The following is a 24,520-nucleotide window of genomic DNA, read 5'->3' as shown; positions in this document are numbered from 1 at the left end:
GTTACTGGAGGTCGGACAGGCGTGGAATCACCATTTTATCTCTGAGCTCAGATGCTTTTTGGGGTCCCCAAAGATTGGCTGCAATTTCGATGGCGAATTCCATTGCCGCGCCGACGCCTCTTCCGGTGATGATGTGTCCATCTGTGATTGCTGGCACCGGATAGTGATGCGCCTCTTTCAGGTGGTGTTCGTAGCCGGGATAGCAGGTTGCTTTACGTCCTTTGAGGAAGCCCAATTCACCCGGAATCATGGGCGCGGCACAAATGGCGGCGATCCATTTCTTTTTGGCGTTATAGTCTATCAAAAGATTTTTTAAAGCGTGGTTGTTTTGAAGGTTTTTGGTTCCGGGCATTCCTCCCGGCAGGATGAGGATATCTTTTTCTTCCACTGTTTTTCCTTCGAGCACTCTGTCGCAAACGATGGTTATTCCGTGTGATCCTGTCACATTTTTATCTTCGGTGATGGAAATGAGTTCTACATCGGCCCCAGCCCGTTTAAGAACATCGGCAGGGGTGAGCGCTTCAACTTCTTCGAATCCCGGAGCAATGAATATTGCTGCTTTCTTCATAACTCTAAATTTTTTGGTAATATATTTATTTAATTAAAATAAATTCGGGCAAATGATGAGATGGTCCATGGAGGCTGACCGAGATCGGCAAGGATATTGAAACATGAGAATGGTCATGCATTCAATAAACTCAAAACAGGCGGAAATGCCACCTAACTTCAAGCCAGCAGGTTATGATCGATGCTCAGAAATCAAGGTTGTCAGGTTCTTTCACCGAATTGAAGGTTAACAAGTTTAATCTGATCACAAAGATTAGTATTGCATCTCATTCATCCTATATTGAATTTTATTTTTGACTTTGACTGCAAGCGATTCATAACTGTCGTTTTCGGGGTAAACCGGTTCAAGAAATTCGATGTTAATTTTCTTGAATGGTTTGGGGAATTTGCTTCCTTTAGGCAGGGCTTTGTGTGCCCCCCGAATGGAAACGGGCACAACGGGAATGTTCAGTTCACGGCTAAGGATGGCAAACGTTTTTTTAAAGTGCCCCAGGTTTCCAGAGATGGAACGAGTTCCTTCCGGGAAAATGATGAGGTTTCTGTTACGTTTGAGTACTTCCGCCATTTTCTGAATGGATGTTTTGAGATCTTTGTTCAGATCCATGATGATGATGTTGTTCCTGTTGGCGAGGAATTTCATCCAAGGTTTTCGAATATGCTTTTCTTTGGCATAAAAGTATGTTTTTTTGAGCTGACTGGTTTTGAGATAAGAAGCAACCAGAAGACCGTCGAAAAAACTCTGATGGTTGGGCGCAATAATGCATGGGCCATCTGGGATGTTTTTCATTCCTTGCGCCTTGAACCGGAAATAGATGTGGAAGAAAAATTTGGAAAGTCTAACCATAAGACTTCCAGTAATCCATGTTTTAGGTAACTGCACATGGACTTTTTCTCTAAGAATATCTTTCCAGTTAATTTTTTGTTCACTGATTTTTGTTTTGACTTGTCTGACATGTTCCGCCAATTGGAGGATGTTGTTGAACTTCGCCATTTCAGTAGAATCGGCTTTAACGCCGAATGTTTGATCCAGGTAGGTTTCAAAAGCTACTTTATCCAGAGAGTCGAGTCCCAGATCCATTTCGAGGTGATGGTAAGGTTGTACATCACGTCCTTTTTCTTTTGAGAGATAGGCCGCGATCATTTGATATTCCTCAAATTCTGGCTGTTTAGTAGGAACTTCAGGGTTCTCTTTATCGTGGGCAAAGCTTTCGAGCTTGAATCTTTGGAGTTTGGAGAGTCTGGTTCGCGGCAATTCCTGATCGGTCAGATAGAAGCGCATGATCTTTTTGGAGGGTGAAACCTCTTTATTAAAGGGATCAATGACTTTCCATCGGATGATTTCTTCAATGTTGGAATTGTCGTCGTGATCAATTTGACTTTTTTCCGGAACAATAACCACTTGGAGCATATCGTCTTTGAAGAAAACGCCACACTCACGTACCAATGGAGATTCTTCTAATTTTTGTTCCAAACCAACGGGATTGACATTTTTCCCATTTGAAAGAACAATGATTTCTTTTTTTCTTCCGGTAATGAATAAGAATCCGTCGTCGGAGAGATAGCCCAGATCGCCGGTAAAAAGACGACCCTCTTTTAGGACTTCCGCAGTAGCCTGTGGATGATTGTAATAGCCTTTCATTACTTGGCGTCCAGCGGCTGTGATTTCGCCATCAATGATTTCTATTTTAGTTCCCGGGAGGGCTTCCCCGGGAGATCCACTTTTAAAACGTCCAGGTCTGGTAAAAGTGATCATGGGGGCTGCTTCAGACATACCATATCCTTCCAGCACTTCAAACCCAAGGGTTTTGAAGTCGAGTGCCACCTCCGGATCGAGTGCAGCACCTCCGGAAATAAGATAATTTAAGGATCCTCCCATCTTTTTGTGAACGGTTTTGAAGATGGTTTTGGAGAAAGATCTGCTATTAATTTTAGCGGCAATCTTAAAAAGATTTTTAGCCAAAAAGCTCGCATCAATTTTATCTCGAATTCCTTTACGGATAACGGAATATAATCGAGGTACTCCAATGAGGAGTGTGATTTTGTTGTTTTGGAGTGTTTTGATAATATCCTCAGACGCCATTGATGGGCTAATGGCCACACTTCCGCCAATATAAAATGGGATGATCATGGTTCCCATTAAAGGGAAGATATGATGCAGCGGCAACAGCATCATGGTGCGCGTCTCCGGTGTGTAGATTTTGATTTTATGTGCTACTCCTTCAATATTTGCCAGGAGGTTATCAAAAGTGAGCATAACCCCTTTAGGACTACCTGTTGTACCGGAGGTGTAGATGATCACAGCGGTATCTGAAACCACGGGTTTTGGAAAGTCGAATTCTTGATCCAGTCCCTCTTTTAACCAATCGGGATTATCCACATCAATAATCAGGGGTTTGTTTTTTATAGACTCAACCGCATTAATCAGTGTTTTCCGGTAGTTTTTTGAAGTGAAGATGATCTCGGGCTGACAGTCTTCGATAATATAAGTTACTTCACTGACGGTAGCCAGATAATCAATTGGTACGGCGACACCTTTGTTTCGCCATATAGAATAGAATGAAACAACCCATTCAGGACGGTTTTCCATGAAAATTCCAACATTGGCGCCTTTATTCACCTGATAGGAATTGGCAAACTGTCTGATACGATTAAGCAAACGGCTGAAGGTGATGGTTTCATTACCATAGGTAATGGCCGTTTTATTGCCCATATTTTTTAGCATACTCTTATAGTAAAAATAAAACCACAAAAATACAGTTTTGCGGTGGAATTATCCAATAAAAAATAACTCATAGATCTGCAGATTTGTAGCTGTATAAATGAAGACCATTGTTTAATGGTTTTGTTATGAAAAGAATCATAACTGACCTGGCATCATTTCCCGGCCGGCCCCCGCACCAGCCATTTGACCGGAAACAAGATTAACTCGAAAGTTGGAACTATAAATAAAGTTATCAATCCGCTTCAATGCTGCGATCCAACCTTGAAAGGTCAAAACTTACAAATAGAACAATAATTTTGGTTTTAGGTTCAGAAAGTTACCCTATTTATGAGAGAATAAATGGAACACGCCTGGCGATTATTGCACCAAATAAAACCATTGTAAAAAAGAAGCCATACAAGTTTTACCTTTGACGTATGGGAACAGAGAGGTAGAACTTGCATGGCCAGATTATATACTTTCACTTTTTCCGATTAGGTCGGGCAAAAGTTACACCCTTATACCGTGATGGTTATTTCATTCTGACAGGCTTAGATTTTTCGGGCAAAATCAGGTTTAAGATAACGCCGGTGACGGCTGAAAGTCCGATTCCAGCCAATGAGAAATTTCCAAATTGGATTACGGCACCACCGATCCCAACGGTAAGGATAACAGAAATGATGACCTGATTACGGGTTTTATTAAGGTCGGCTTTTGAATCGATAAGCGTTTTGATGCCGACGCTGGCAATGCTACCAAACAGGAGCAGCATAATTCCCCCCAGAACGGCCCCGGGAATGGATTCGAGGAAGCCACTAATTTTTCCTAAGACGGAAAATAGAATGGCAGTGAGGGCTGAAATTCTCAAGACGAAAGGATCTGTTACTTTTGTCAGAGAGATGGCTCCCGTCACTTCCGAGTATGTAGTGTTTGGAACACTTCCCAAGCTTCCGGCAACGGCAGTGGCGATTCCGTCGCCCAGCATGGTGCGATGCAGTCCGGGCTCTTTGACGTAGTTGTGTCCCGCCACAGCCCCCACGGCATACATATCGCCGATATGCTCAATAAGAGGAGCGATAGCTACGGGGATCATATAAATAATCGCTGCCCAGCTGAATTGCGGAGCCTGAAATTGCGGTAGAGAGATCCAAGAAGCATCAACTATGGGTGTGAAATCGACGTTTCCTGTAAATATGGCGACGAGGTAACCCACCACAATACCGGCAAAAATGGGAATGAGCTTTAACATTCCACCTGCAAATACCACCACCAGTATGGCTGTCGCCAGCGCTACGAGCGCCAGAATCCAGTTTTCTTTTGCCATGTCCACTCCGACCGGTGCGAGGGAGAGTCCGATAACCATTATTACCGGTCCGACCACAACGGAAGGAAATACCTTATCGATGAGCGCAGGTCCTCTCCATTTAACAATTGCAGACATGATTGAATAGACTAATCCAACAGCGATGATTCCTGAAAGCATACCCTGAAAACCAAAAAGACGGGTTGCTTCAATTATCGGAGCAATAAAAGCAAAACTGCTTCCGAGAAAGACCGGTACTTTTCCTTTTGTGATTAAATGGAAAATAAAAGTCCCAATACCTGCTGTGAAAAGTGCGATGGAAGGACTAATTCCCACTAAGAGGGGAACAAGAACAGTGGCGCCAAAGGCTACAAATAAAAATTGAATGCCGATAATGATTTTCTTGGGTAAAGAAAGAGTTGATGCTTGCTTCATTTTAAATTTTTGGAGGCGAAAATATAAACTATTGTTAAAAAAACCTTGAGATAAGGATAATAGATTGTCATATTTTAAGTTAAAAGTGCAGGTGGTGAAGATAATGTGTTGACAATCATGGTTCTTGTGATAGGTGTTTCGGGAAGCCGAAAATAAGCAATAGATTCAATTATAGTCTGGTCGTGTTTTGAATGAGGCAACCATGGTCTGGAAGATTGTCGCAATTAGAACAGGTATAAAAGGGCAGAGGCAGAAATGGGATTAAGGGGTGGGCGTTGGATATAATCAGCTTTAACCGAAATGTATAAATTTATTTTATCCGGATGAAAAAAGAATAAGGTGTAACTAAAATGTTCATTGAGCCGTCCTATTTACAGTCAGAATAAAAACTAAAACTTCATAATTATGCGAACCATTACATTTTATTATTTATGGATATTTATTTTTGCATTCGTTGGGTGCGGAATTGAAAGTCACTCCCAAAGCCGGGAAGAACGATCTGTGAATGGGGAATTTACTGAGATAAATGTTTCGTCAGGCGTCGATCTGGTGGTTCGTCAGGGAAGTCCGACTGAAATTATTGTAGAGGCCGAATCCAGTATTTTGGAAAAGGTAAAAACAGAAATAAAAGGAAGTAGATTGAATGTCTATATTGAAGGGAATGTTTTTTCTTGGTTTAAAACGGGTTCGGTGAAAGTGTATGTGACCACAGATCCAATTCGAAAACTTTCTGCATCCGGAGGCTCTGATTTAAAAAGCATAGGGGAGATAACCGGTGATAGATTAGAGATTTCAGCCAGTGGAGGAGCTGATGTTGAGGTCAGCGTAAAGGCAACAAGCGTTTATCTTCGTTGCAGCGGGGGAGGTGATTTGTCGGCGGAGGGAGAAGCCGACTATGTGGAGGCCAGTGCCAGTGGTGGCGCAGATCTTATGGCTCGTCAGTTAATATCAAAAAAGGTGAAAGCATCCGCTTCGGGCGGTGCCGATGTTGAAGTTTATGCCACAGAGGAAATAGATGCCACGGCGAGCGGCGGTGCCGATGTCGACTATTATGGTGGCGCCAAAGCCAAAAAGATTAGTGAGTCGGGCGGTGGCGATGTTACCGGACACGGCAAATGATGTTTATTTATGCGAGTTATTTCTAAACTTCCGGAATCGAAGGTAGACTGAGATAAACATTAAATGGAATAAAACATCAAAAAGGGCTGACCTGAAAGAATAGGACAGCCCTTTTTTGGGGCGGTTACATTTTTATTGGGGTTAGGTCATTGATTGAAGAATTAAATTATGGTGCCCTGTTTGGGCTTTGGGGTGTTGGATGTTAATGCCTAAATGTATAGGCAGGTTTTTTCAAGGTTAATTACACGACACCTTGAGCGAGCATGGCATTGGCGACCTTGATGAATCCACTGATGTTTGCTCCTTTGACGTAATTGACAAACCCACCATTTTCCTGTCCATTTTTGACACAATTGGCATGAATATTTTTCATGATGGATTTAAGTTTTTGGTCCACTTCGTCCCGGGTCCAAGACAACCGAATGGAGTTTTGCGTCATTTCAAGTCCGGATACTGCCACACCACCCGCATTCGCTGCTTTTCCAGGTCCAAAGAGAATTTTGTTTTTATGGAAGATATCGATAGCCTCCGGGGTTGATGGCATATTAGCACCTTCCGATACGCATATACACCCATTTTCGATGAGGCTTTGTGCATCCTCTCCGTTAAGTTCATTTTGAGTGGCTGCCGGAATTGCGATGTCGCATTTAACCTTCCATGGCGTATCCCCTTCGTGGTATTCCACATCGGGATATTTTTCTGCGTATTCCCTTATTCGCCCCCGGATGGCATTTTTGAGCAGTTTAACATATTCCAGTTTTTCCTGATCAATTCCATTCGGATCATAAATATAACCATTGGAATCGGATAATGTCACAGGTTTTCCACCCAGTTGAATTACTTTTTCCACTGCATATTGTGCTACATTTCCTGACCCACTGATGGCAACGGTTTTTCCATTGATTTTTTCACCTTTAGTAGCCAGCATTTCCTGTGCAAAATAGACAGCTCCATATCCAGTAGCTTCCGGGCGCAAAGGGCTTCCACCCCATTCAGCTCCTTTACCTGTAAAAGTACCTTGAAAGGCATTGGCCAGTCGTTTGTATTGTCCGAAAATGAAACCTATTTCACGACCACCCACGCCAATATCTCCGGCAGGCACATCCGTGTTTGGTCCAACATGACGTTCGAGTTCAGTGACAAAAGACTGACAAAATTTCATCACTTCCTGATCAGATTTTCCTTTTGGGTTGAAATCGGATCCGCCTTTACCACCGCCCATAGGAAGAGAGGTTAAGCTATTTTTCAGCACTTGTTCAAAGGCCAGGAATTTTAATATGCTTTGGTTTACCGATGGGTGGAATCGAAGACCTCCTTTATACGGTCCGATGGCGCTGTTCATTTGAATTCGATAGCCCCGGTTTATTTGAATTTCGCCTTGATCGTCGATCCATGGGACCCTGAAGCTGATAATGCGTTCAGGTTCAGTCATTCTTTCAAGAATTTTGTTTTTGATAAGTACGGGGTTTTCCAGCACAAAAGGTGCAAGACTTTCTACAACTTCGTAAACGGCTTGATGAAACTCCGGTTCGTTGGGGTTTTTGGCTTTAACATTAGCCATAAAGTCCTCAACGAACTTGAGTACTTTAGAATCGTTCATATAAAAAAATGTTAGAGGTTTTGACTATTTGGATGTGCAAATGTAATAAAAAATGTCGTTTTGCTTAAAAAGAGGAAGTAATAATTGATTTTTTTTAATAATTTGAAGTCTGCAGTTAAGTTTGATAGTTGTTGTTCATTTTCTTGACAAGGAAAAGCAACTTTTAAATATGTAGGTTTGTTCTATGTAGCGTGATAAGCGGTCGTAACCGTGCATCAAGTAGGATATATATGGATTTCATTCTTTGTTGTGAATTGTTGTTAAATAGTTTTGTAGAGGTATATTTTTTGCTAAAATAATGCTTAATTGCAAATGAAACGAACGTGATCAATTAAGATGAGCTTTAAAGATTAGTATAAAATTTGGTTATGGGAGTTCCATTTGACCAATGGCATAAGTAAATTTTATACGAATGATAAAGGAAGCAAGGTTTTATGAGTGAATTGACAGTATTGTTGTTGGTAATAAGTGGGGTAGTAATATTGATGTCCTCACTGTTGAAGGGCATGACCGGATTTGGCTTTGCCCTGATAGCAATTCCATTTCTATCGATGATTTACCCGATTAAGGTATTGGTGCCAGCTATGACTATCTTCAATTTGGTATCCAGTGTTTTATTGCTTTTAAAGATTCGAGAACGGATATCTTGGTATTATTTTATTCCGATGTTTCTGGCCAGTCTTGGCGGTATTCCCTTGGGGATATATTTACTGGATTATTTGAATGAGGAAGTTCTTCGCATAATAGTCGGTGCAGTATTGGTTCTTGTTTCGTTAAAGATGCTGTCGGGCATTCCGCTTGCCAAACGATTTTTGGACAAACCCATTGTTTTTGCGGGTTTTTTGAGTGGCATATTATCGGGCAGCGTTTCGTTAGGTGGACCACCACTGGTGATTGCCATGAACCGAAAGAATTATAGTAAAGAACTTTTTAGAGGCGTTTTTGCCTGGTTCAGTACGTTTAGTTCATTTTTTGCATTAGCAGCTTTATATGTTGAGAATTTAATTCCCGAAGATTCCCTGAAGCTGGCTTTATATTATACCCCCTTGTTGCTGGTCGGGGCCTCGTTGGGAAATAAGCTGGCCGATATGGTCAATGCTGAAAAGTTTAAACGGGTAGTAATTTTGGTCAATGTATTTACCGGTATTTTTACCGTTGTTTCTGCTATTGTTGGAATGTAAATCTGCAGTTGTTTTTAGCAGTCGTTTAAAAGAGTACTGGCATTGTGATTGTTTTTGGACTTAAAATATCGTTTAAAGCTTAAATGTCAAATTTTTAAAATTTCATTCAAATGTTTTTTAAACAAAGTGATGTATCTTCTGAAACGGTTGGGAAAGGCGTTACACGTCGTATTTTAGGATATGATTCAGAAATTATGATGGTGCAGGTCGATTTTGAAAAAGGGTCTATAGGAGATCCCCATCGGCATCCGCATCGTCAAACCTCTTATGTGGTTTCGGGAATATTTGAAGTGACTATAGGGGAGGAAACCCAAAGATTAAAAGCCGGGGATTCCTTTTTTGTGGAACCAGACCATCTTCATGGAGTGGTTTGTTTGGAAAAGGGGACACTGATCGATGTGTTTAATCCTTCCCGAGAAGATTTTCTTTAATTATCATGTTAAAAAAGAATTATTGCATTTTTTTATTGCTGTCTGCTATTGTTTATGGATGCCACCCTTCAGACAATATTGGGCTACGAACCGGCGATCTTCTTTTCAGGGGGAAAACGGATTCAGGACTTTCCGAGGCCATTGATGAGGTGACCAATACCGTTGAGGAGAACCATTTTTCCCATGTTGGTTTGGTGGAATTGGTCGGGAAAGATATTTATGTGGTTCATGCGGATTATGAATCAGGGGTTTGTAAACAGCCTCTGGATTCTTTTTTGATGGATGAGGATGGCAACCTACAATATACCATTGCTTACCGTTTGAGGGATGAATTTTCCGGAAGTATTAATGAAGCCGTCCGACGGGCCAATTCGGTCATCGGGCAACCATATAACGAATCCTATGTGGTTGAAGATACAGGATTCTATTGTAGTGAACTTATTTGGTGGGCATTCTTGCGCGACTCGGTTTTTTCGTTGGAACCAATGACTTTTAAAAATCCCCAAACGGGTGAATTCCCCGAGGCCTGGTTGATACATTACCAGAAACTTGGCATAGAAATACCGGAAGGAAAGCCCGGATGCAATCCTAACGGCATGGCAACATCAGAGGAGATCTACCGGTTAGGGGTGGTGACCAATAGGTAAGTAGCAGGCCGATGTGTTTGAAAGGTTATTGGGTTAAAAGTGGATGCGTATTTGGAGTTCGGAAGTAAGAAGCTAGGGGTTAAAATACATAGATCTATAATGGCTATAAATAGGGATAGAAGTATAGCGTTAAAGGTATTTAGTTCAGCGTTTCTCACTTCCGGCATCTGGCATCTAATGATTTATAACTACCCTTCTAATTGTCTTTTTCGATGGGGACAAGACGAAATACCAGTCCCGGGTTTTCCACACCAATATAAAGGTAACCATCGGGTCCGGTTTCCACGACCCTCACTCTTCCGGCTTCACGCAGCATGATCTCGTGCTTTTTCACTTTATTTCCCGAAAGGACGGTTCTCACCAGATAGCGGAAGCTTAGTGAGCCGGAAAAAATGTTGTTTGCCCATTGTGGATAAACTTCCGCATTGGCAAAGGCCATGCCGCTTGGCGCAATAGAAGGGGTCCAGTATATGATGGGTTGTTCCATTCCAGCTTTAGCGGTATCGCGGGTGATAATGGTTCCGTTGTAGTTGATACCATAGGTGATTTCTGGCCATCCGTAGTTGGCCCCTTTTTTTATGATATTGAGTTCATCTCCGCCTTTGGGGCCATGTTCGGTTTCCCATAAGATGCCCGTTTCGGGGTGAAAGGTCAGTCCCTGCGGATTGCGGTGACCATACGACCATATGGAAGTCATGGCACCTGGTGTGTCGATGAAGGGATTGTCTTCAGGGATACGTCCGTCGTCATGAATACGATGGATTTTGCCACAATGGTTTGACAAATCCTGAGCGTTTGATGAATTACCCCGTTCCCCGACCGAAAAGAAAAGATAATGATCCTTGTCAAAAGCCATGCGGCATCCGAAATGTACTCCACTCCGCGTATTAGGCTGAGCTTTAAAAATTTTTTCTTGGTCAACCAAAGTGTTCTCCTTTAGTCGTGCCCTCATGATCGCGGTGTTTCCGCCGTTTCCTTCTGGCTCGGAATAGGCTAAATAGATCCAACCGTTGTTTTCATAGTCGGGATGAATTATAATATCCAGGAGTCCGCCCTGTCCGTTGGCATAGACCTTGGGCACTCCTTGAATTCTTGCAGCGAAAGACTTGTTCCTAAACCTGAAAAGTTCACCACTTCGTTCGGTTACTAAGAGGTCGCCGTTGGGCAGCCATTCCATGCCCCAGGGTATGTTGAGACCGGATGCTACGGTATCAATACGGAAAGAAAGGTCTTCTGTATTTACAATTTCTGGAAATGTGGGCCGATATTCATGGTTGTCTGCTTTTTGCTTTATGTCTGTGAGGATGTATTCGGCCAAGGTCTCGATCTCTTCTTCATTGAAAACCTCTGCAAATGCGGGCATTCCTGTTTCATCATCTCCATCCCGAATGATTGCTTCCATATAGCTTTTAGGCTTTTGGAACAGAGCTTGACGATCTTTTCCTGCGAATCGATCCATATACATGCCATGACATCCTGCACAATAGTTTGTGTATAGCATTGCAGCGGTGCGGTGCGGGTGGTCCTCATCCATTGAGTCTTTTGAAGAACAACCTGCTGATGAGGTGGGTGACAATATTATCCACAGAGACAGCACAAAAATCGAAAAGAGACCGGTAAGTTTAATATGTTGTTTGCTGAGCATAATATCAGGATTTAGAATATTTGATTATTTCTTACACCAAAGGGAGGTATGGATTAGTAATTTAAATAATATTAGTGCGCTATATCCTAAACAATTACATTTTGTCTTTGTTTGGTAGGATATTACAAATGATAAGAGATTGAAGCTTATGTTATTTTTTGAACAATACTCCTACATTGGGGTTTGTTATTAGAACAAAAATAGAATGTTATGGAAAAATCAGAAAGAATTGTGGTTCTGTGGACCAGTGGCGACAAAGAGGTTGCCGAAAAAGTGGTTTTGATGTATGCTCAGGGCGCCAAAATGAAGAAATGGTTCCAAGAAGTGGTTCTGGTGATTTGGGGGCCGTCTACCAAATTGCTGGCCTCCGACTCATCCTTGCAGGAAAAAGTGAAAGGTTTGAAAGAAGCGGGTGTCAAAGTTCAAGCTTGCAGCGTTTGTGCAGCTGATTATGGCGTGGTTGGTAAGTTGGAAAAACTAGGAATTGAAGTGATTCCCATGGGCGAGCCTTTAACCGGATACCTGAAGGAAGATTGGAAGATTTTGAGCTTTTAAAATTGAGTTCGTTTTAAATACATGCTAAATAAAACTTATCCTTTCGGCACCCCCTTTTAGTGGTTAATAAAAATCCAATGAATTTCTTTTGCACTTTTTGATTTAACCGAAAGGAGGCAACAACTTTCCGGGGCAAATTGGTGACCTTTTAATGTTTTTAGCTTTGAAGGGTAATTTTTTTCGCATTCTTTAAAGCAGATGGTATAATGGGTTGCTTCGGTTAACATACGTGAGAATGGGATTCGTGTGGTATGATTGACCCAGTGGGTAGAGGTATATTCATTACCGCGAATTCCTTGGGCAGTCATAAGATATGGGTGTTTTCTTACAAGACCTGTCGGTCGAAAGTTGTCCTGCACGTTTACCAGCATCATTCGTTACCCTTCTTCTTTTAGTATGTTATAGATTTTTTTTTATTCCATAAGAAGAGTCTCTGTCCATGAATTCTGGTTTTTAATTCTTTGATTCCCCAATTTTCATAAAGATCAAACATGGCTTGATAGCCATAGTTATTCCAGACAGTTCTGTTTAAATACAATATGAAACCAATATTTTTTCTTTTGCGTAGTTGATGAGCGTTGGCATGTCAATGTCGTCAATAACCATCCATGGATTTGAAGCAGGATGGTCTTCGTTGTTTTTAATCTATCCCGGAACCTACCAACCGGGATCCAACATTATGTCTTGGATGTTTAATGCCCCGCAGGAGTCCATAGCTTTGGGTGCTTATTAGCATGTTTTAAAATAATGTATCGCTTTTTCTGGATACATTCGATTTTTAGTCCTATACATTCAGATTGAAAAGAATATGACTAAATAAAGAGAGTGATAATTAGAACGAGTAAAGATAATCTTGTCATGCCAGTTCCTTCCGACCTTGATAGAAGATTCCTATAGTGACTTCAATATTAATTATCCATAGATGGAAAGAATATTTTTTGATATTCTTATCAATTGGTTGTAAATTACACTCTGCAAATTTACAATAGGTTAGGATAGGGCAATAGATATTTTATCTTGTTTTGTTTTAGATTTGGAGTATTCGGATTGCATAAAATCAAAAAAGAAACATTACGTTAATAATATTGATGGTCTTTTTTTAATGCATCCGGAAGCTTTGTGATAGCAGATTTACATTTTTCCTTAATGGAAAATAAAAATCAATGAAGGCTCTTTAATCCAAGTATAATTTAAAATTTCGTTTATGAAAAAGACATGTTATTCCTTTTTAATCATGCTGTTTGCTGTGGCAATCACAATAATCGGGAGTGGTTGTAATGAAAAGGCTACAGTAGAGAAAGCACCTAAAATCCCGATGAAAGATTTTTTTCGGAATCCAGAAAAAACAGCTTTTCAGATTTCTCCGGATGGCCAATATGTATCTTATCTAGCGCCCTATGAGAGCAGACTTAATATATTTGTTAAGCCGGTGGATGGAGATTCGGCTCTTCGCCTCACCTCCGAAACGGAACGCGACATTGCAGGATATTTCTGGGCCAATGATGGTCGTTTGTTGTTTTTAAAAGATTCCGGAGGAGATGAAAATTATGCGCTTTTTGGAGTAGACAGAGATGGTGCCAATATGAAGGCACTTACCCAGTTTCCGGATGTACGAACCATTATTATCGATGACTTGCGTGACATCGAGGATGAAGTGATTGTAGGGCTCAATAAGCGAGATCCCCGCGTATTTGATCCTTATCGTCTGAATGTTGAAACCGGCGAAATGGAAATGTTGGCTCAAAATCCGGGAAATATTCAATTCTGGCTCACTGATCATGACGGAAAACTAAGGGTTGCCGGTGCCATTGAGGGGGGCGTTAATTCCACCTTGCTGTATCGAAAAACAGAAGATGAGGAGTTTAAAGTAATTCTTCAAACCAATTTTAAGGATGAAATGAATCCTTACTTCTTTACTTTTGACAATGAAAAATTGTATGCCGTTTCCAATCTGGGGCGCGACAAGAAAGTTCCTGTTATCTTTAATCCTGAGACGGGAGAGGTAGAAGAAGTGCTTTATGAAAATGAAGAGTATGATGTGGATGGTTTAAGTTACTCAAGAAAAAGAAATGTTTTGACCACAGCATCCTACGTTTCCTGGAAGCGGGAAAGACACTTTTTTGATGAGGAATCCCGTAAACTCTTTGCGCGACTGGAGCAAGACCTGGGACAATATGAAATTGCCGTGACCGATATGGATAAGGAAGAGAAACGATTTATTGTTCGGACCTACAGCGATCGTTCGCGCGGTGCTTATTTCTATTATGATTCGGAATCAGATGTGTTGACTAAGATTGCTGATGTCAGTCCGTGGATTGATGAAAATAATATGGCAAAGGTCTTTCCGATAAGCTATCAATCCCGCGACGGTTTAACTATTCATGGATATCTTACATTGCCTAAGGGGTATACCATGGAAACGGCTAAAAATATGCCTGTTGTAGTGAATCCTCACGGGGGTCCGTGGGCACGCGATAGCTGGGGTTTTAATCCCGAAGTTCAGTTTCTTGCCAACCGAGGTTATGCTGTTCTTCAGATGAATTTCCGAGGCTCTACCGGCTATGGGAAAGAGTTTTGGGAAAAATCGTTTGGTCAATGGGGCCTTGCCATGCAAGACGATATTACCGATGGTGTGAAATGGCTTATTGAAAAAGGTATTGCCGATTCCAGTCGTATCGCTATTTATGGTGGTAGTTATGGTGGATATGCCACTCTGGCCGGCATGACTTTTTCGCCCGATCTTTATGCCGCCGGAGTGGATTATGTGGGGGTTTCCAATCTGTTTACCTTTATGAATACCATTCCCCCCTATTGGAAACCAATGCTTGATATGCTTTACGAAATGGTGGGTAATCCTCAGACTGATAGTTTAAGGCTGAGAGAGACTTCTCCTGTATTTCATGCTGACAAAATTAAGGCACCACTCTTTATTGCTCAGGGCGCAAACGATCCGCGGGTCAATAAAGACGAGTCGGATCAGATGGTAGAAGCACTGAAGCAAAGAGGTATCGAAGTACAATACATGGTTAAAGACAACGAAGGTCATGGGTTCAGAAATGAAGAAAATCGCTTTGACTTTTATGGTGCTATGGAGCAGTTTCTGGCTGAACATATAGGAGATTTAGAATAAATATAACCGCGAAATGTCGGGACATAATTGTTCCTGCTAGAGATTCTGGGTGATATATTCTCTGCCCGTTTTTATAAGTCTGTTTCTGAAGTTTTTTGTTGGACCGATTTTAAGGGGTTTCCTTTTTAGCCGGTCTTTAATCAAAAGTTTTAGAGGCAGACTTTTTTGGTGTCTTAATTATAAGTTGGTAGGATAATGGAAGAGCTCAGTCAATGGATGCGCATCCACCAGTCAACGGATGGGCATGAATTTCTTTTCCAATTAAATAAGGTTATATAAAACATTCTGGTTCGGTTTAAAAACTTAATCTCAGCAATACTGTTTTAAAATAAAAAGAAAATGATAGAGAAGTATATTAAACATAAGTCGGAGAGCAGGGGACATGCCAATCATGGATGGTTGGACACGTATCATACTTTTAGTTTTGCCAACTACTATAACCCTGCAAGGATGGGCTTTGGTGCATTGCGGGTTTTAAACGACGATACTGTTGAAGCCGGTAAGGGGTTTGGGATGCACCCACATGATAACATGGAGATCATCAGTATTCCTCTGGAAGGAGACTTGGAGCACAAGGATAACATGGGTAATGCGTCGGTAATAAAAAGCGGGGATGTTCAGGTGATGAGTGCCGGTACCGGCGTATTGCACGGTGAGAAAAACAAAAACAGCCATGCCCCGGTTAAATTTCTTCAGATATGGGTTGTTCCAAATAAAAGAAATGTCGCACCTCGCTACGATCAGATGACTTTTGATAAGAAGGGGCGGGAAAATAAGCTGCAACAGATTTTGTCGCACGATCCTGATGATGAGGGGGTATGGATTTACCAGGATGCCTGGTTTCATCTTGGGGATTTGGATAAAGATTTTTCTTTGACATATTCACTGAAAAGGAGAGGTAACGGAGTTTATGTTTTTGTGCTTACCGGAAAGATAAGTATCGGTAATCACGCATTAGATTCCCGTGATGGGCTGGGGATCATCGATGCCGAGGAGATAGAGATCAAGGCCAATATCGATGCTGAAATATTGTTGATGGAGGTACCAATGTCTTTTTAAAAGGAAATAACATGAAGAATAGATCAAATTGGCCTATTCTGGATTTTGATGAAATGCAGGATACGCTTGAAACATTGCATCAATGGATTTAGATCGTAGGAAAAATCAGGTTGAAAACTATGCCGTGGCAAAACCACTCCTGGCACAGCACCCTTAATATTACCACCAGTGGGTTTTCTACGCAAAATCATTCCGTATCAGGGACGAGCATTTCAACTAGATTTTGATTTCAGAAGCCATAAGCTTTAAATTCATTGTTCGGTCCGGCAATCGCTGGAAATGGATTTACAAGAAAGAACTGTTGCAGATTTTTCGGGTCATCAGGCGCCTCTTCATGCGGGAGGTATGCCCAACATGCCATTGACCGTAATGCAGGAAGCCTATTCGCAAGAGTTGAGCAGTGCAGGCTTTTGGCCGGGATCAAAAGATTTTCGTACACCAATATTTTATGCTATGCTTATCCTGCTTCGGAAGGTTTCGGTAAGCAGCAGGTGAAGCCTAAAGAGGCCTTTTATAGCTACTACATGGGAGAGTTTATGCTAAAGTATGAGGTTGTAATAACCTCCCAATACCCGGCGACCGTTCTATTTGATTTTCTGGCAGAGTACGTACGATGCGGCCAAAAATACGGGAAACTGGGATGTTGAATACCTTGAAAAAAATGAGGCTTAGCAACTCTATGCGGGTGACAGTTCCGGTTTTCGCATTCAATCTTAAAAAAAAGTGGTATTTTAGCGAAATTGATTAATTCCAAAACAGAGTTAGAATGTCCATGCCGGAAATAGAAATCCTTACTTCTCTTCTTCAAAGTTTGCCGGCTCTTAAGTTGGGTGTGCTTACTTCGTCGGTGGAAGTGAATGCAACAGATGAAGGCTTATCACAGGAGCTGGATGAACATTGTCGGAGGTTATCTTCACGTCTTGATGCTGAGACTATCCGTAATATTCCGGCGGTGAAGGCTTCGAAAGATGCTTACCGTACGTTGGGAAAAGATCCGAACCGTTACCGGCCATCAGCCGAGTCGCTGTTGCGGAGAATTAGCAAAGGAAAGGGTCTTTATCATGTTAATACAGTGGTCGATTGCCTGAATCTGGCATCGGTAAAGACGGGCTATTCCATTTGCGGATATGATGCGGCGAAGATTTTCGGACCTGTTACACTTGGCATAGGACAGGTAAACGAACCTTATGAAGGCATAGGCCGAGGTGAGCTGAATATTGAGAATCTCCCTGTGTTTCGCGATGAGAAGGGCGCTTTCGGTACCCCTACCAGCGATTCGGTACGGACGATGATTGATGAGGCAACCTCGTCGGTATTAATGATTATTCCCTCGTTTGACGGATGCGAAACGGAATTGGAGGCGGCTCTTGAAATTTTAGCAGGATTACTTAGCAAATTTGTAAAGGGAGCGTCACCTCAATACAAAATATTATAGAATACAATGGTAGAAATATGTGCCCTGGCATCAGGGAGTAATGGGAATTGTTATTATATAGGAAATCAGAAAGATGCGATATTGGTTGACGCAGGCATCAGTAGACGTCAGATATTGGAACGAATGAATCGTGTAAGGCTGGATCCTTTTAAGGTTCGGGCTATTTTTATTTCGCACGAGCATCGTGATCATTTTCGTGGAGTTAGAGTGCTGAGTAAACATCTGAACATTCCGGTATATATGACAGCGCCGACGTATGAAAACAGTTGGACTCCCGACCGTCCTTCTCAATATAGGCGCTTTGTTCCTGGAGATATTGTGGATGTGGGAGAAATGAAGGTTCACACCTTTTCCAAGCAACACGATGCTGCAGATCCTTGTAGTTTTCGCATTGAACAAGGCGGAATAAATGTGGGGGTTATGACTGATATTGGGAAGCCATGTGACAATGTTATCCGCCATTTTTCGGAGTGTCATGCTGTATTTCTGGAATCAAATTATGATGAGGATATGCTATGGAGTGGCCCTTATCCTTGGCATCTGAAGAATAGGGTGGCATCAGAGCATGGTCACCTGTCTAATCATCAGGCATTTGAATTGCTTGAAAACCACAGGACCGATAGTTTAGAGGTGGTTTATCTTTCTCATCTTTCGGCAGAAAATAATCGGCCTGATATAGCGCTTGAGGCGTTTAAGGATTTGAGTGCTGCGTGTTCGGTACGACTCACCAATCGATATGCACCTTCAGAAATTTACCAGATAAAAAATGAAATGGTGGCCCGCTGAACCACGATCGAAAAAATGGATTATAAAGATATTTTAATTAAAATCAGACGGATAGTTCGTTCCATTAATTTGGAATCCAAGCGGGTTCAGAAAGACTTCGGGGTGAGTATTCCTCAGATATTGTGTCTGGAGTATCTGAAGACCTCGCCCGGCTATCAGGCTACTCAAAAATCGATCCGTGATCATCTAAACTTGAACTCCAGTACTGTTACAGGAATTATTAATCGGCTTGAAAAGAAGGGGTTTTTGGCTCGCTTGCCCAAATCTGGTGATAAGCGGGTGATGCATATTGCCTTGACTTCCGCCGGTGATGAATTGTTGGAACAAACTCCAGATTTACTTCAACAGCGACTGGATTGGAAGTTAAAGGGTTTGTCGGCTCAAGAGCTTGAGAGAGTGGGGCGTACTTTAGATTTGTTAATTGAAATGCTGGAAATTGAAACCAATACCACAGATGTGATGCCTTTGATAACGGGCGACCTGGAGACTGAAGCCGGAAGCGATTCACTATCGGGTTAAATAATTCTTTTGTACCATATATTCATGCTTTCTATCTGGCCTGCGATCTGGGTGTTGTTAAATAAAGTTCCGGAGTAACTATATCCATTGTTTAAAAAGGTTTTATTCATGGAAAGTGATTTTAATCTGGCAATGGTATAGAAGGTTAAATAGCCTCTGAGAACTAAATACTCTTCCATCATATGCAGCAAATGGCTGGCAAGTTTTTTCCCTCTTTGAGAAGGAAGGACTGCAAAATCGGTCATTTCGGCATTTTTGTACCGTTCGTTGCACTCGGCCGAACTGATGGCGACTAGTTTATCATTTTGAAAAATACCGAAGTAACGAGTTTGTTCGCTCATTTCCTTTTTCAGGAATTCTGTATCGAATATTGGAAACGGATAGCTGTCAAACACATTAGAAAAAACCGTCGACATGTCTGGAATGTCGGTATTGACAAGTTTTCTCATTTTGTATGACGCATCAAGCGAGGAGAGTTCTGGACGGGAATCAGCATCAAGCAATTTTTGAAATTGTTGCATCTCTTGTTGGTTTACTTTTTTTCGTTTAGGGTCAAAGTACTTTGCCATAAAGAATGCATCTTCCGAACCCAAATAGAAACCCGGTACAAAGGCTTCGGTTTCATAGCCGGCCATAATAAAGGCCGGGGCATAACGGGCGGAGATTTTAGCGAATATTTTTCCGTAGCCGTTAGTCTTTGCTAAGGCATCCATTTGACCAATGATGTTTGGAAATTCGGAAGGTGAGAGTTCCATTAAATAGACCCGGCTACTTTCCGGGCCGTGTTGAAGTATTGATTTTCCTATTATTTCAATCATGTCCATTGTCTTCTCTTCTTTGAATGCGTTCGTTATCGGATGGGACTAATGATATGGATGTATCATAATCGGAAAGCAGTTTTTCTATTCCGATGGCATTTTCTTCGAAGCCTTCATCTAAGTCCAATTCGAGGTTACACTCTTTACAGTTGAGATCGCAAGTGGAAGGATGATAATGGTCCGGTTCCTGGTAGGAGGTGATTACTCCTTCGTAATTACGAAGAATTACTTTGTTGGTAGACCATGAGATGATATAGTTGGGCATGACAGGAATCTTTCCGCCTCCTCCGGGTGCATCAATGACATAAGTTGGAACGGCAAATCCGCTTGTGTGGCCAATCAAACTTTCAATAATTTCAATACCTTTTCCTACAGGAGTTCGGAAATGTGACAATCCTTCGGAGAGGTCACATTGATACAAATAATAGGGGCGAACCCTGTTGGCTACCAATTTATGAACCAAATCTTTCATTATTCTTGGGCAATCATTGACATCAGACAAAAGAACCGATTGGTTGCCCAGCGGTATACCGGCATCTGCCAGTTTGCGCAGTGCTTCTTTAGAGGAAGAGGTGATTTCCCTCGGGTGATTAAAATGGGTATTGATCCAAAGAGGATGATGCTTTTTAAGCATGTTTACCAGATTGTCGGTGATTCGGTAAGGCAGAACTACGGGGGTGCGTGTTCCTATTCGCACGACCTGAACGTGATCGATTTTGTCTATTTCCGTAAGAATCCAATCGAGATAATCGTCAGATAGTAGGAAGGGATCGCCGCCTGATAATAATACGTCACGGACCTGTGAGGTTTTTCGAATATAGTCTAATCCCAATTCGATTTGAGATTTTCCCGGAACAAAATCTTTATCGCCTACTTTTCGTTTTCTTGTGCAGTGTCTACAATACATGGCGCAAACATTGCTGATATGAAACAGCACTCTGTCGGGATAGCGATGAGTGATCCCGGGTACCGGGCTGTCGCGGTCTTCGGAAAGAGGGTCTCCCATTTCATATTGGGTAACATTAAGTTCTCTATAGTCGAGAAATGATTGTTTGTAGATCGGATCATTTCTGAAATTTTCCTTTTTGATAAGAGATAGATAGTATGGAGTAATGGAAAGGGGAAATTTGTTTTTTGTGACTTCAAGTTGTTTTTTTTCTTTTTCAGGAAATTTTATTCCTGTTAGCTCTTCAAATTTGTCGATGGTTCTTATGGAATGTTTTAAATGCCACTTCCAGTCGCGCCAATTGGATAATTCTGAAGATGAGTCGATTTTGTTTGCAATGCGTTGTTGTTTTGCTGTAAAAATGGCCATAATATGGTGTTTGATAAATTTGCTATGCGAAAAATCTGAAAGTATCAGCAGATAGTTTCTATACCATAAAAATAATAAAAAATAATGGATTACAGAATTAAAATATTTATTCAGAAAAATGAGCAATGGTTAAAGATTGAATTTGTAAATCAATATTTTAAAATTGATCAAGGTCAAATATTTTGGTTTAAAGTTATGTAAGTTAGTGTATGATATTTTAATAAATTGTCGTATGGAAACAAAATTTCATGTGGTTTTTTGCCTTTGATCATTAATATCTGTAGGTCTACCCAAGAGTTAACTCTTCATTTTTTTTTCGCAAGTCCTGTTTTTTTAAGATATTTGTTTGGTGTTATTGATTACAGAATATATTTAAACTTCAAATTTTGAATAATGATTATAGATACTTTTGAAAACGCTGCTAGATACTATATGATTCATCCAGCACTAGAGATTGTGTTGGATTATATGGAGAATTACGATATCCAGGATTTTCAGGAAGGGCGTGTTGATCTAAGAGGCGACGATGTTTTTGTGAATATAATGGAACAAATGACCAAGCCGGTAGATAAGGCCGTTTGGGAATCCCATGAACGTCATATTGATGTTCACTTTCTTCTTGAGGGTGACGAGATTTTAAAATATGCCGAGGAAAATAAGATGGAGATAGAGGTTCCTTATGATTCAGAGAAGGATTGCACTTTCTTTGGGGGAGACAATGGGATGTCGGTAAACTATCCCAAAGGTGGTTTTGTGATTTTTTTCCCGGAGGAGATTCACAAAGCTATGGTAGCAGTCAACGATAATCCTTCCTCTGTTAAAAAATTGGTCGGAAAGATAAGGGTTGATGGGTGAGCAGAAGAATTGATGAGATAATGAAGTTGTTATTTTTAACGCCAATTTTTTGTTGTAGAGTTGTAGGTGGCTATATATTAAATGTTATAAATAAAAAGAGGAGACTGTGGTGTCTCCTCTTTTTATTTAGTTAAAGTTTTTCTGTAAAGCTGGTATTTCCATAAAGCACCTCATTGAGTCCTTTGCGAATCATGGAAAAATACACGGCAAAAGAAAAATAGATTTCTTTGCCGTCTTTATTTAGAACCTTCTGTTTCCTTGGTAACGGTTATTTCCAAAAGAGTTGTTATGTCTGGCTTCGCCCTTTGGACGAGCCTTTTTAACCACGATGGGGCTGTTGTCAAAGAGGCATTCATTCAGGTCCTTGATGGCCTTCATGGCGGCATCTTCATCTTTCATTTCCACAAATCCGAAACGTTTGGATGTTCCGGTGTCTCTGTCCATAATTACTTTGGCAGATACTACTTCGCCGTATTCGGCAAACAATTCATTTAAGTCGTCGCTTGTGGTAGCGGCGCTTAATTTAGCTACAAAAAGATTCATAAAATTTAAACGTGTAAAAAAGTAAAAAAATAATTTGATTGAATAGAAGTGTTGTAAAGGCAATTCAGAGAAAAATAAAAGAAGTTGCTTACAATGTTTTCTGGACAGAAGAAGATCTGAACAGAATTAAATCTATTTTATGCAAAGTAACAACTTTTTTTTGGTTTGTGGGTTATTTCGATGTGTGAAAAATGTATAAATAAAAGTTTTGTTATGAAGTTAAAAGGTTATCTGACGGTTGTAGCCGCCGTAATTACAATGCTTGTACTTGGAACAATTTACGCATGGAGTATTTATGTGCCCCGACTCATTTCGGAATATGGCTATAGTACGGGTCAGACTCAATTGATATTTGGAGTATTGATAGGCATCTTTACCGTGGCCATGGTTGTAGGTCGTTCACTGTTAGTGCGTTGGGGCCCTTCAAAACTGGCAATGGTAGCAGCAATAATATACGGATTAGGATATGTTATGGCAGGGATTTCCGGTCCCGGCTTTGGAATAATGTTAATAGGTCTTTCGTTACTTGCTGGTGTTGGTACCGGTTTGGGTTATCTAATCTCAATCTCTATACCTGTAGAGTGGTACCCCAACCGTAAAGGACTTATTACCGGTCTGGTTTCAGCTGGTTTTGGTGGGGGTGCTATTCTCGAATCGCTTATCGTGGGACGATTCTTGGCCGAAGGGACCGAATTAACCAGGATTTTTTTGGTGATGGGGTTGGTTAAAGGAACCTTGCTGTTGTCTGCATCTTTTTTTTTCCGTCGCCCTGCTACTCAAGAAACTATTTCCGCCTTGATGCCTATGGGGCGACTCATTAAAGACATAAGGTTTCTTCGTCTATTCTTCGGTATTTTTATCGGCACGTTTGGTGGGCTGCTTATTATCGGTAATCTTAAGCCCATCGGCGGTCAATATCCTATTGATGAAACGATCCTTGTTTTAGGGATAACGGTTTTTTCCATTGCCAATTTTATGGGCCGACTGTTTTGGGGGTGGCTAAATGATATGGTTTCCGGAAAGATTTTGATGCCCTTATCCCTCATTCTTACGGCCGTGGTAACACTTATGATCGGTCTTTTTGCCCTTGACTCGGTCTTTTATCTGACCATGGCTTTTGGGGCAGGCTTTAGTTATGGTGCCAACTTCGTTATATACGCCAAAGAAACGGCTCAGATATATGGATTAGACAATTTGGGGAAAATTTATCCTTTGGTATTTTTAGGCTATGGCATCTCAGGAATTGCAGGACCTTACACCGGAGGGTGGCTACATGATTTATTCGGAAGTTATCAACCGGCGATGTTGGTGGCGTCAGCGCTTTGTTTGTTCGCCTTCGTCGGGATGCTTTGGAGCTCCGGGATAAAACTTGAAGTGGCGAAATCTTGATTTGCAATGGCTCATTTGCAATCTGACAATGAAACGAGCATGTTCATGAAAATACAGAAGCAGAAGTGCACAGGCAGAAGAAGTATTTAGTGGTTGGTTATTAGTGAATAGTGAACAGGCAATGGTCATCACTGTTGGTTAAACTAAAAGCTAAAATAATATTGAGATGACTTAAATTTTTTTTTTCGGGACTATGAATAGATGTTTTATTTAAAGTTTTCAATAATTTCGTAGCTATCCTAACCAAAATCTTAAGTCATGAAAAAAATTATCATTATTATTTTGTTGTTGCCTTTATTTTTTGTTTCCTGTAAAGAAGATGAGGAAATGCCAGTTTCAATTAGCTCAATAGGCGATGAGATTGAGGGGATTGAAGAGATTGGTGAACTAAATAGACTAATCACTAACCACTAATGACTCAAAAATAATCCTTTAGTTTCATTAGATCTATTGATTTAGAGTAATATACCTAGTAAATGAATGACAA

The 24,520-nt window shown here is 41.1% G+C and carries 24 protein-coding genes and 1 pseudogene; 16 read left to right on the top strand and 9 right to left on the bottom strand.

The features are described 5' to 3' along the window. Position 1: 1 nt before the first annotated feature. The 3 genes from ACT29H_RS05835 to ACT29H_RS05825 all read right to left on the bottom strand — a co-directional run bounded on the left by ACT29H_RS05835 (position 2) and on the right by ACT29H_RS05825 (position 5,006). Positions 2-568 (bottom strand): DJ-1 family glyoxalase III, encoded by a 567-nt coding sequence (locus ACT29H_RS05835; protein ID WP_444820668.1) that lies wholly within the window; start codon positions 566-568, stop codon positions 2-4. A gap of 252 nt (positions 569-820) precedes the next feature. Further along, positions 821-3,277 carry an AMP-binding protein gene (locus tag ACT29H_RS05830; protein ID WP_444820667.1) on the bottom strand — a complete coding sequence of 819 codons (2,457 nt, stop codon included), beginning with the start codon at positions 3,275-3,277 and terminating at the stop codon, positions 821-823. A gap of 523 nt (positions 3,278-3,800) precedes the next feature. Next, entirely contained in the window at positions 3,801-5,006 is a 1,206-nt protein-coding gene (locus ACT29H_RS05825) for a uracil-xanthine permease family protein (protein ID WP_444820666.1), read from the bottom strand. A 405-nt stretch (positions 5,007-5,411) separates the two neighbouring features. Here ACT29H_RS05825 and ACT29H_RS05820 point away from each other — a divergent pair, with 405 nt between their 5' ends. Continuing rightward, positions 5,412-6,125, top strand: a complete 714-nt coding sequence (locus ACT29H_RS05820; RefSeq protein WP_444820665.1) for a head GIN domain-containing protein — start codon at positions 5,412-5,414, stop codon at positions 6,123-6,125. Between the two features lie 241 nt (positions 6,126-6,366). Here ACT29H_RS05820 and gdhA read toward each other — a convergent pair whose 3' ends face one another. After that, positions 6,367-7,725 (bottom strand): NADP-specific glutamate dehydrogenase, encoded by a 1,359-nt coding sequence (gdhA, locus tag ACT29H_RS05815; RefSeq protein ID WP_444820664.1) that lies wholly within the window; start codon positions 7,723-7,725, stop codon positions 6,367-6,369. A 434-nt stretch (positions 7,726-8,159) separates the two neighbouring features. On the opposite strand from gdhA, the gene ACT29H_RS05810 reads away from it, so the two are divergent. The 3 genes from ACT29H_RS05810 to ACT29H_RS05800 all read left to right on the top strand — a co-directional run bounded on the left by ACT29H_RS05810 (position 8,160) and on the right by ACT29H_RS05800 (position 9,984). Next, positions 8,160-8,906: a sulfite exporter TauE/SafE family protein gene (locus ACT29H_RS05810; RefSeq protein ID WP_444820663.1), complete on the top strand. Its 747-nt coding sequence runs from the start codon at positions 8,160-8,162 to the stop codon at positions 8,904-8,906. A gap of 110 nt (positions 8,907-9,016) precedes the next feature. Continuing rightward, positions 9,017-9,337 carry a cupin domain-containing protein gene (locus tag ACT29H_RS05805; RefSeq protein ID WP_444820662.1) on the top strand — a complete coding sequence of 107 codons (321 nt, stop codon included), beginning with the start codon at positions 9,017-9,019 and terminating at the stop codon, positions 9,335-9,337. A 5-nt stretch (positions 9,338-9,342) separates the two neighbouring features. After that, on the top strand, positions 9,343-9,984 hold the full coding sequence (locus ACT29H_RS05800) for a YiiX/YebB-like N1pC/P60 family cysteine hydrolase (RefSeq protein ID WP_444820661.1): 642 nt from the start codon (positions 9,343-9,345) through the stop codon (positions 9,982-9,984). Between the two features lie 196 nt (positions 9,985-10,180). On the opposite strand, the gene ACT29H_RS05795 is transcribed toward ACT29H_RS05800, so the two are convergent. Continuing rightward, on the bottom strand, positions 10,181-11,629 hold the full coding sequence (locus ACT29H_RS05795) for a PQQ-dependent sugar dehydrogenase (protein WP_444820660.1): 1,449 nt from the start codon (positions 11,627-11,629) through the stop codon (positions 10,181-10,183). A gap of 210 nt (positions 11,630-11,839) precedes the next feature. Here ACT29H_RS05795 and ACT29H_RS05790 point away from each other — a divergent pair, with 210 nt between their 5' ends. Next, positions 11,840-12,184, top strand: coding sequence for a DsrE family protein (locus ACT29H_RS05790; protein WP_444820659.1), 345 nt, complete (start codon positions 11,840-11,842; stop codon positions 12,182-12,184). A 56-nt stretch (positions 12,185-12,240) separates the two neighbouring features. On the opposite strand, the gene ACT29H_RS05785 is transcribed toward ACT29H_RS05790, so the two are convergent. Further along, on the bottom strand, positions 12,241-12,555 hold the full coding sequence (locus ACT29H_RS05785) for a glycoside hydrolase family 97 catalytic domain-containing protein (RefSeq protein WP_444820704.1): 315 nt from the start codon (positions 12,553-12,555) through the stop codon (positions 12,241-12,243). Positions 12,556-12,767: 212 nt separating this feature from the next. Here ACT29H_RS05785 and ACT29H_RS05780 point away from each other — a divergent pair, with 212 nt between their 5' ends. The 8 genes and pseudogenes from ACT29H_RS05780 to ACT29H_RS05745 all read left to right on the top strand — a co-directional run bounded on the left by ACT29H_RS05780 (position 12,768) and on the right by ACT29H_RS05745 (position 19,113). Continuing rightward, a complete protein-coding gene (locus tag ACT29H_RS05780; protein WP_444820658.1) occupies positions 12,768-12,917 on the top strand; it encodes a hypothetical protein in 150 nt (49 codons plus the stop codon). A 471-nt stretch (positions 12,918-13,388) separates the two neighbouring features. Next, complete coding sequence (locus ACT29H_RS05775; RefSeq protein ID WP_444820657.1) at positions 13,389-15,314, top strand: S9 family peptidase; 1,926 nt, start codon at positions 13,389-13,391, stop codon at positions 15,312-15,314. Between the two features lie 339 nt (positions 15,315-15,653). After that, the gene (locus ACT29H_RS05770; RefSeq protein WP_444820656.1) at positions 15,654-16,373 is read left to right on the top strand and encodes a pirin family protein; all 720 of its coding nucleotides are present in this window, start codon (positions 15,654-15,656) and stop codon (positions 16,371-16,373) included. Between the two features lie 92 nt (positions 16,374-16,465). Then, positions 16,466-16,600, top strand: coding sequence for a DUF5996 family protein (locus tag ACT29H_RS05765; protein WP_444820703.1), 135 nt, complete (start codon positions 16,466-16,468; stop codon positions 16,598-16,600). Positions 16,601-16,652: 52 nt separating this feature from the next. Further along, positions 16,653-17,020: pseudogene (locus ACT29H_RS05760) on the top strand (DUF5996 family protein). A 119-nt stretch (positions 17,021-17,139) separates the two neighbouring features. Beyond that, on the top strand, positions 17,140-17,808 hold the full coding sequence (locus tag ACT29H_RS05755; RefSeq protein WP_444820655.1) for a B3/B4 domain-containing protein: 669 nt from the start codon (positions 17,140-17,142) through the stop codon (positions 17,806-17,808). Positions 17,809-17,814: 6 nt separating this feature from the next. Then, positions 17,815-18,594, top strand: coding sequence for an MBL fold metallo-hydrolase (locus ACT29H_RS05750; RefSeq protein ID WP_444820654.1), 780 nt, complete (start codon positions 17,815-17,817; stop codon positions 18,592-18,594). A 15-nt stretch (positions 18,595-18,609) separates the two neighbouring features. Next, positions 18,610-19,113, top strand: a complete 504-nt coding sequence (locus ACT29H_RS05745) for a MarR family winged helix-turn-helix transcriptional regulator (RefSeq protein WP_444820653.1) — start codon at positions 18,610-18,612, stop codon at positions 19,111-19,113. On the opposite strand, the gene ablB is transcribed toward ACT29H_RS05745, so the two are convergent. Further along, positions 19,110-19,931 (bottom strand): putative beta-lysine N-acetyltransferase, encoded by an 822-nt coding sequence (ablB, locus tag ACT29H_RS05740; protein WP_444820652.1) that lies wholly within the window; start codon positions 19,929-19,931, stop codon positions 19,110-19,112. The two genes, ACT29H_RS05745 and ablB, sit on opposite strands and share 4 nt — an antisense overlap. Continuing rightward, a complete protein-coding gene (ablA, locus tag ACT29H_RS05735; RefSeq protein WP_444820651.1) occupies positions 19,924-21,246 on the bottom strand; it encodes a lysine 2,3-aminomutase in 1,323 nt (440 codons plus the stop codon). The genes ablB and ablA overlap by 8 nt, the downstream gene beginning before the upstream one ends. A 393-nt stretch (positions 21,247-21,639) precedes the next feature. On the opposite strand from ablA, the gene ACT29H_RS05730 reads away from it, so the two are divergent. Next, a complete protein-coding gene (locus ACT29H_RS05730; protein WP_444820650.1) occupies positions 21,640-22,101 on the top strand; it encodes a YhcH/YjgK/YiaL family protein in 462 nt (153 codons plus the stop codon). Positions 22,102-22,341: 240 nt separating this feature from the next. Here the strand turns inward: ACT29H_RS05730 and ACT29H_RS05725 are convergent, their stop codons facing one another. Then, positions 22,342-22,644 carry an RNA recognition motif domain-containing protein gene (locus ACT29H_RS05725; protein WP_444820649.1) on the bottom strand — a complete coding sequence of 101 codons (303 nt, stop codon included), beginning with the start codon at positions 22,642-22,644 and terminating at the stop codon, positions 22,342-22,344. 213 nt (positions 22,645-22,857) lie between these two features. Here ACT29H_RS05725 and ACT29H_RS05720 point away from each other — a divergent pair, with 213 nt between their 5' ends. Both ACT29H_RS05720 and ACT29H_RS05715 read left to right on the top strand, forming a co-directional pair. Then, positions 22,858-24,033 (top strand): MFS transporter, encoded by a 1,176-nt coding sequence (locus tag ACT29H_RS05720; protein WP_444820648.1) that lies wholly within the window; start codon positions 22,858-22,860, stop codon positions 24,031-24,033. A gap of 258 nt (positions 24,034-24,291) precedes the next feature. Continuing rightward, positions 24,292-24,447, top strand: a complete 156-nt coding sequence (locus ACT29H_RS05715) for a hypothetical protein (RefSeq protein WP_444820647.1) — start codon at positions 24,292-24,294, stop codon at positions 24,445-24,447. The last annotated feature ends 73 nt before the right edge of the window (positions 24,448-24,520 follow it).

Origin of the sequence: Thermophagus sp. OGC60D27, assembly GCF_052400625.1 — a bacterium.
In the GTDB taxonomy this organism is placed as follows: Bacteria; Bacteroidota; Bacteroidia; order Bacteroidales; family Marinilabiliaceae; genus Thermophagus.
Note: the sequence above shows the minus strand (reverse complement) of the source record. Positions and strands in the feature narration are given on the sequence as shown.

Excerpts from the sequence above, each read along its gene's own strand:
- ACT29H_RS05835 (WP_444820668.1), bottom strand. The coding sequence starts at position 568 with ATGAAGAAAGCAGCAATATTCATTGCTCCGGGATTCGAAGAAGTTGAA.
- ACT29H_RS05830 (WP_444820667.1), bottom strand. The coding sequence starts at position 3,277 with ATGGGCAATAAAACGGCCATTACCTATGGTAATGAAACCATCACCTTC.
- ACT29H_RS05825 (WP_444820666.1), bottom strand. The coding sequence starts at position 5,006 with ATGAAGCAAGCATCAACTCTTTCTTTACCCAAGAAAATCATTATCGGC.
- ACT29H_RS05820 (WP_444820665.1), top strand. The coding sequence starts at position 5,412 with ATGCGAACCATTACATTTTATTATTTATGGATATTTATTTTTGCATTC.
- gdhA (WP_444820664.1), bottom strand. The coding sequence starts at position 7,725 with ATGAACGATTCTAAAGTACTCAAGTTCGTTGAGGACTTTATGGCTAAT.
- ACT29H_RS05810 (WP_444820663.1), top strand. The coding sequence starts at position 8,160 with ATGAGTGAATTGACAGTATTGTTGTTGGTAATAAGTGGGGTAGTAATA.
- ACT29H_RS05805 (WP_444820662.1), top strand. The coding sequence starts at position 9,017 with ATGTTTTTTAAACAAAGTGATGTATCTTCTGAAACGGTTGGGAAAGGC.
- ACT29H_RS05800 (WP_444820661.1), top strand. The coding sequence starts at position 9,343 with ATGTTAAAAAAGAATTATTGCATTTTTTTATTGCTGTCTGCTATTGTT.
- ACT29H_RS05795 (WP_444820660.1), bottom strand. The coding sequence starts at position 11,629 with ATGCTCAGCAAACAACATATTAAACTTACCGGTCTCTTTTCGATTTTT.
- ACT29H_RS05790 (WP_444820659.1), top strand. The coding sequence starts at position 11,840 with ATGGAAAAATCAGAAAGAATTGTGGTTCTGTGGACCAGTGGCGACAAA.
- ACT29H_RS05785 (WP_444820704.1), bottom strand. The coding sequence starts at position 12,555 with ATGCTGGTAAACGTGCAGGACAACTTTCGACCGACAGGTCTTGTAAGA.
- ACT29H_RS05780 (WP_444820658.1), top strand. The coding sequence starts at position 12,768 with ATGTCAATGTCGTCAATAACCATCCATGGATTTGAAGCAGGATGGTCT.
- ACT29H_RS05775 (WP_444820657.1), top strand. The coding sequence starts at position 13,389 with ATGAAAAAGACATGTTATTCCTTTTTAATCATGCTGTTTGCTGTGGCA.
- ACT29H_RS05770 (WP_444820656.1), top strand. The coding sequence starts at position 15,654 with ATGATAGAGAAGTATATTAAACATAAGTCGGAGAGCAGGGGACATGCC.
- ACT29H_RS05755 (WP_444820655.1), top strand. The coding sequence starts at position 17,140 with ATGTCCATGCCGGAAATAGAAATCCTTACTTCTCTTCTTCAAAGTTTG.
- ACT29H_RS05750 (WP_444820654.1), top strand. The coding sequence starts at position 17,815 with ATGGTAGAAATATGTGCCCTGGCATCAGGGAGTAATGGGAATTGTTAT.
- ACT29H_RS05745 (WP_444820653.1), top strand. The coding sequence starts at position 18,610 with ATGGATTATAAAGATATTTTAATTAAAATCAGACGGATAGTTCGTTCC.
- ablB (WP_444820652.1), bottom strand. The coding sequence starts at position 19,931 with ATGATTGAAATAATAGGAAAATCAATACTTCAACACGGCCCGGAAAGT.
- ablA (WP_444820651.1), bottom strand. The coding sequence starts at position 21,246 with ATGGCCATTTTTACAGCAAAACAACAACGCATTGCAAACAAAATCGAC.
- ACT29H_RS05730 (WP_444820650.1), top strand. The coding sequence starts at position 21,640 with ATGATTATAGATACTTTTGAAAACGCTGCTAGATACTATATGATTCAT.
- ACT29H_RS05725 (WP_444820649.1), bottom strand. The coding sequence starts at position 22,644 with ATGAATCTTTTTGTAGCTAAATTAAGCGCCGCTACCACAAGCGACGAC.
- ACT29H_RS05720 (WP_444820648.1), top strand. The coding sequence starts at position 22,858 with ATGAAGTTAAAAGGTTATCTGACGGTTGTAGCCGCCGTAATTACAATG.
- ACT29H_RS05715 (WP_444820647.1), top strand. The coding sequence starts at position 24,292 with ATGAAAAAAATTATCATTATTATTTTGTTGTTGCCTTTATTTTTTGTT.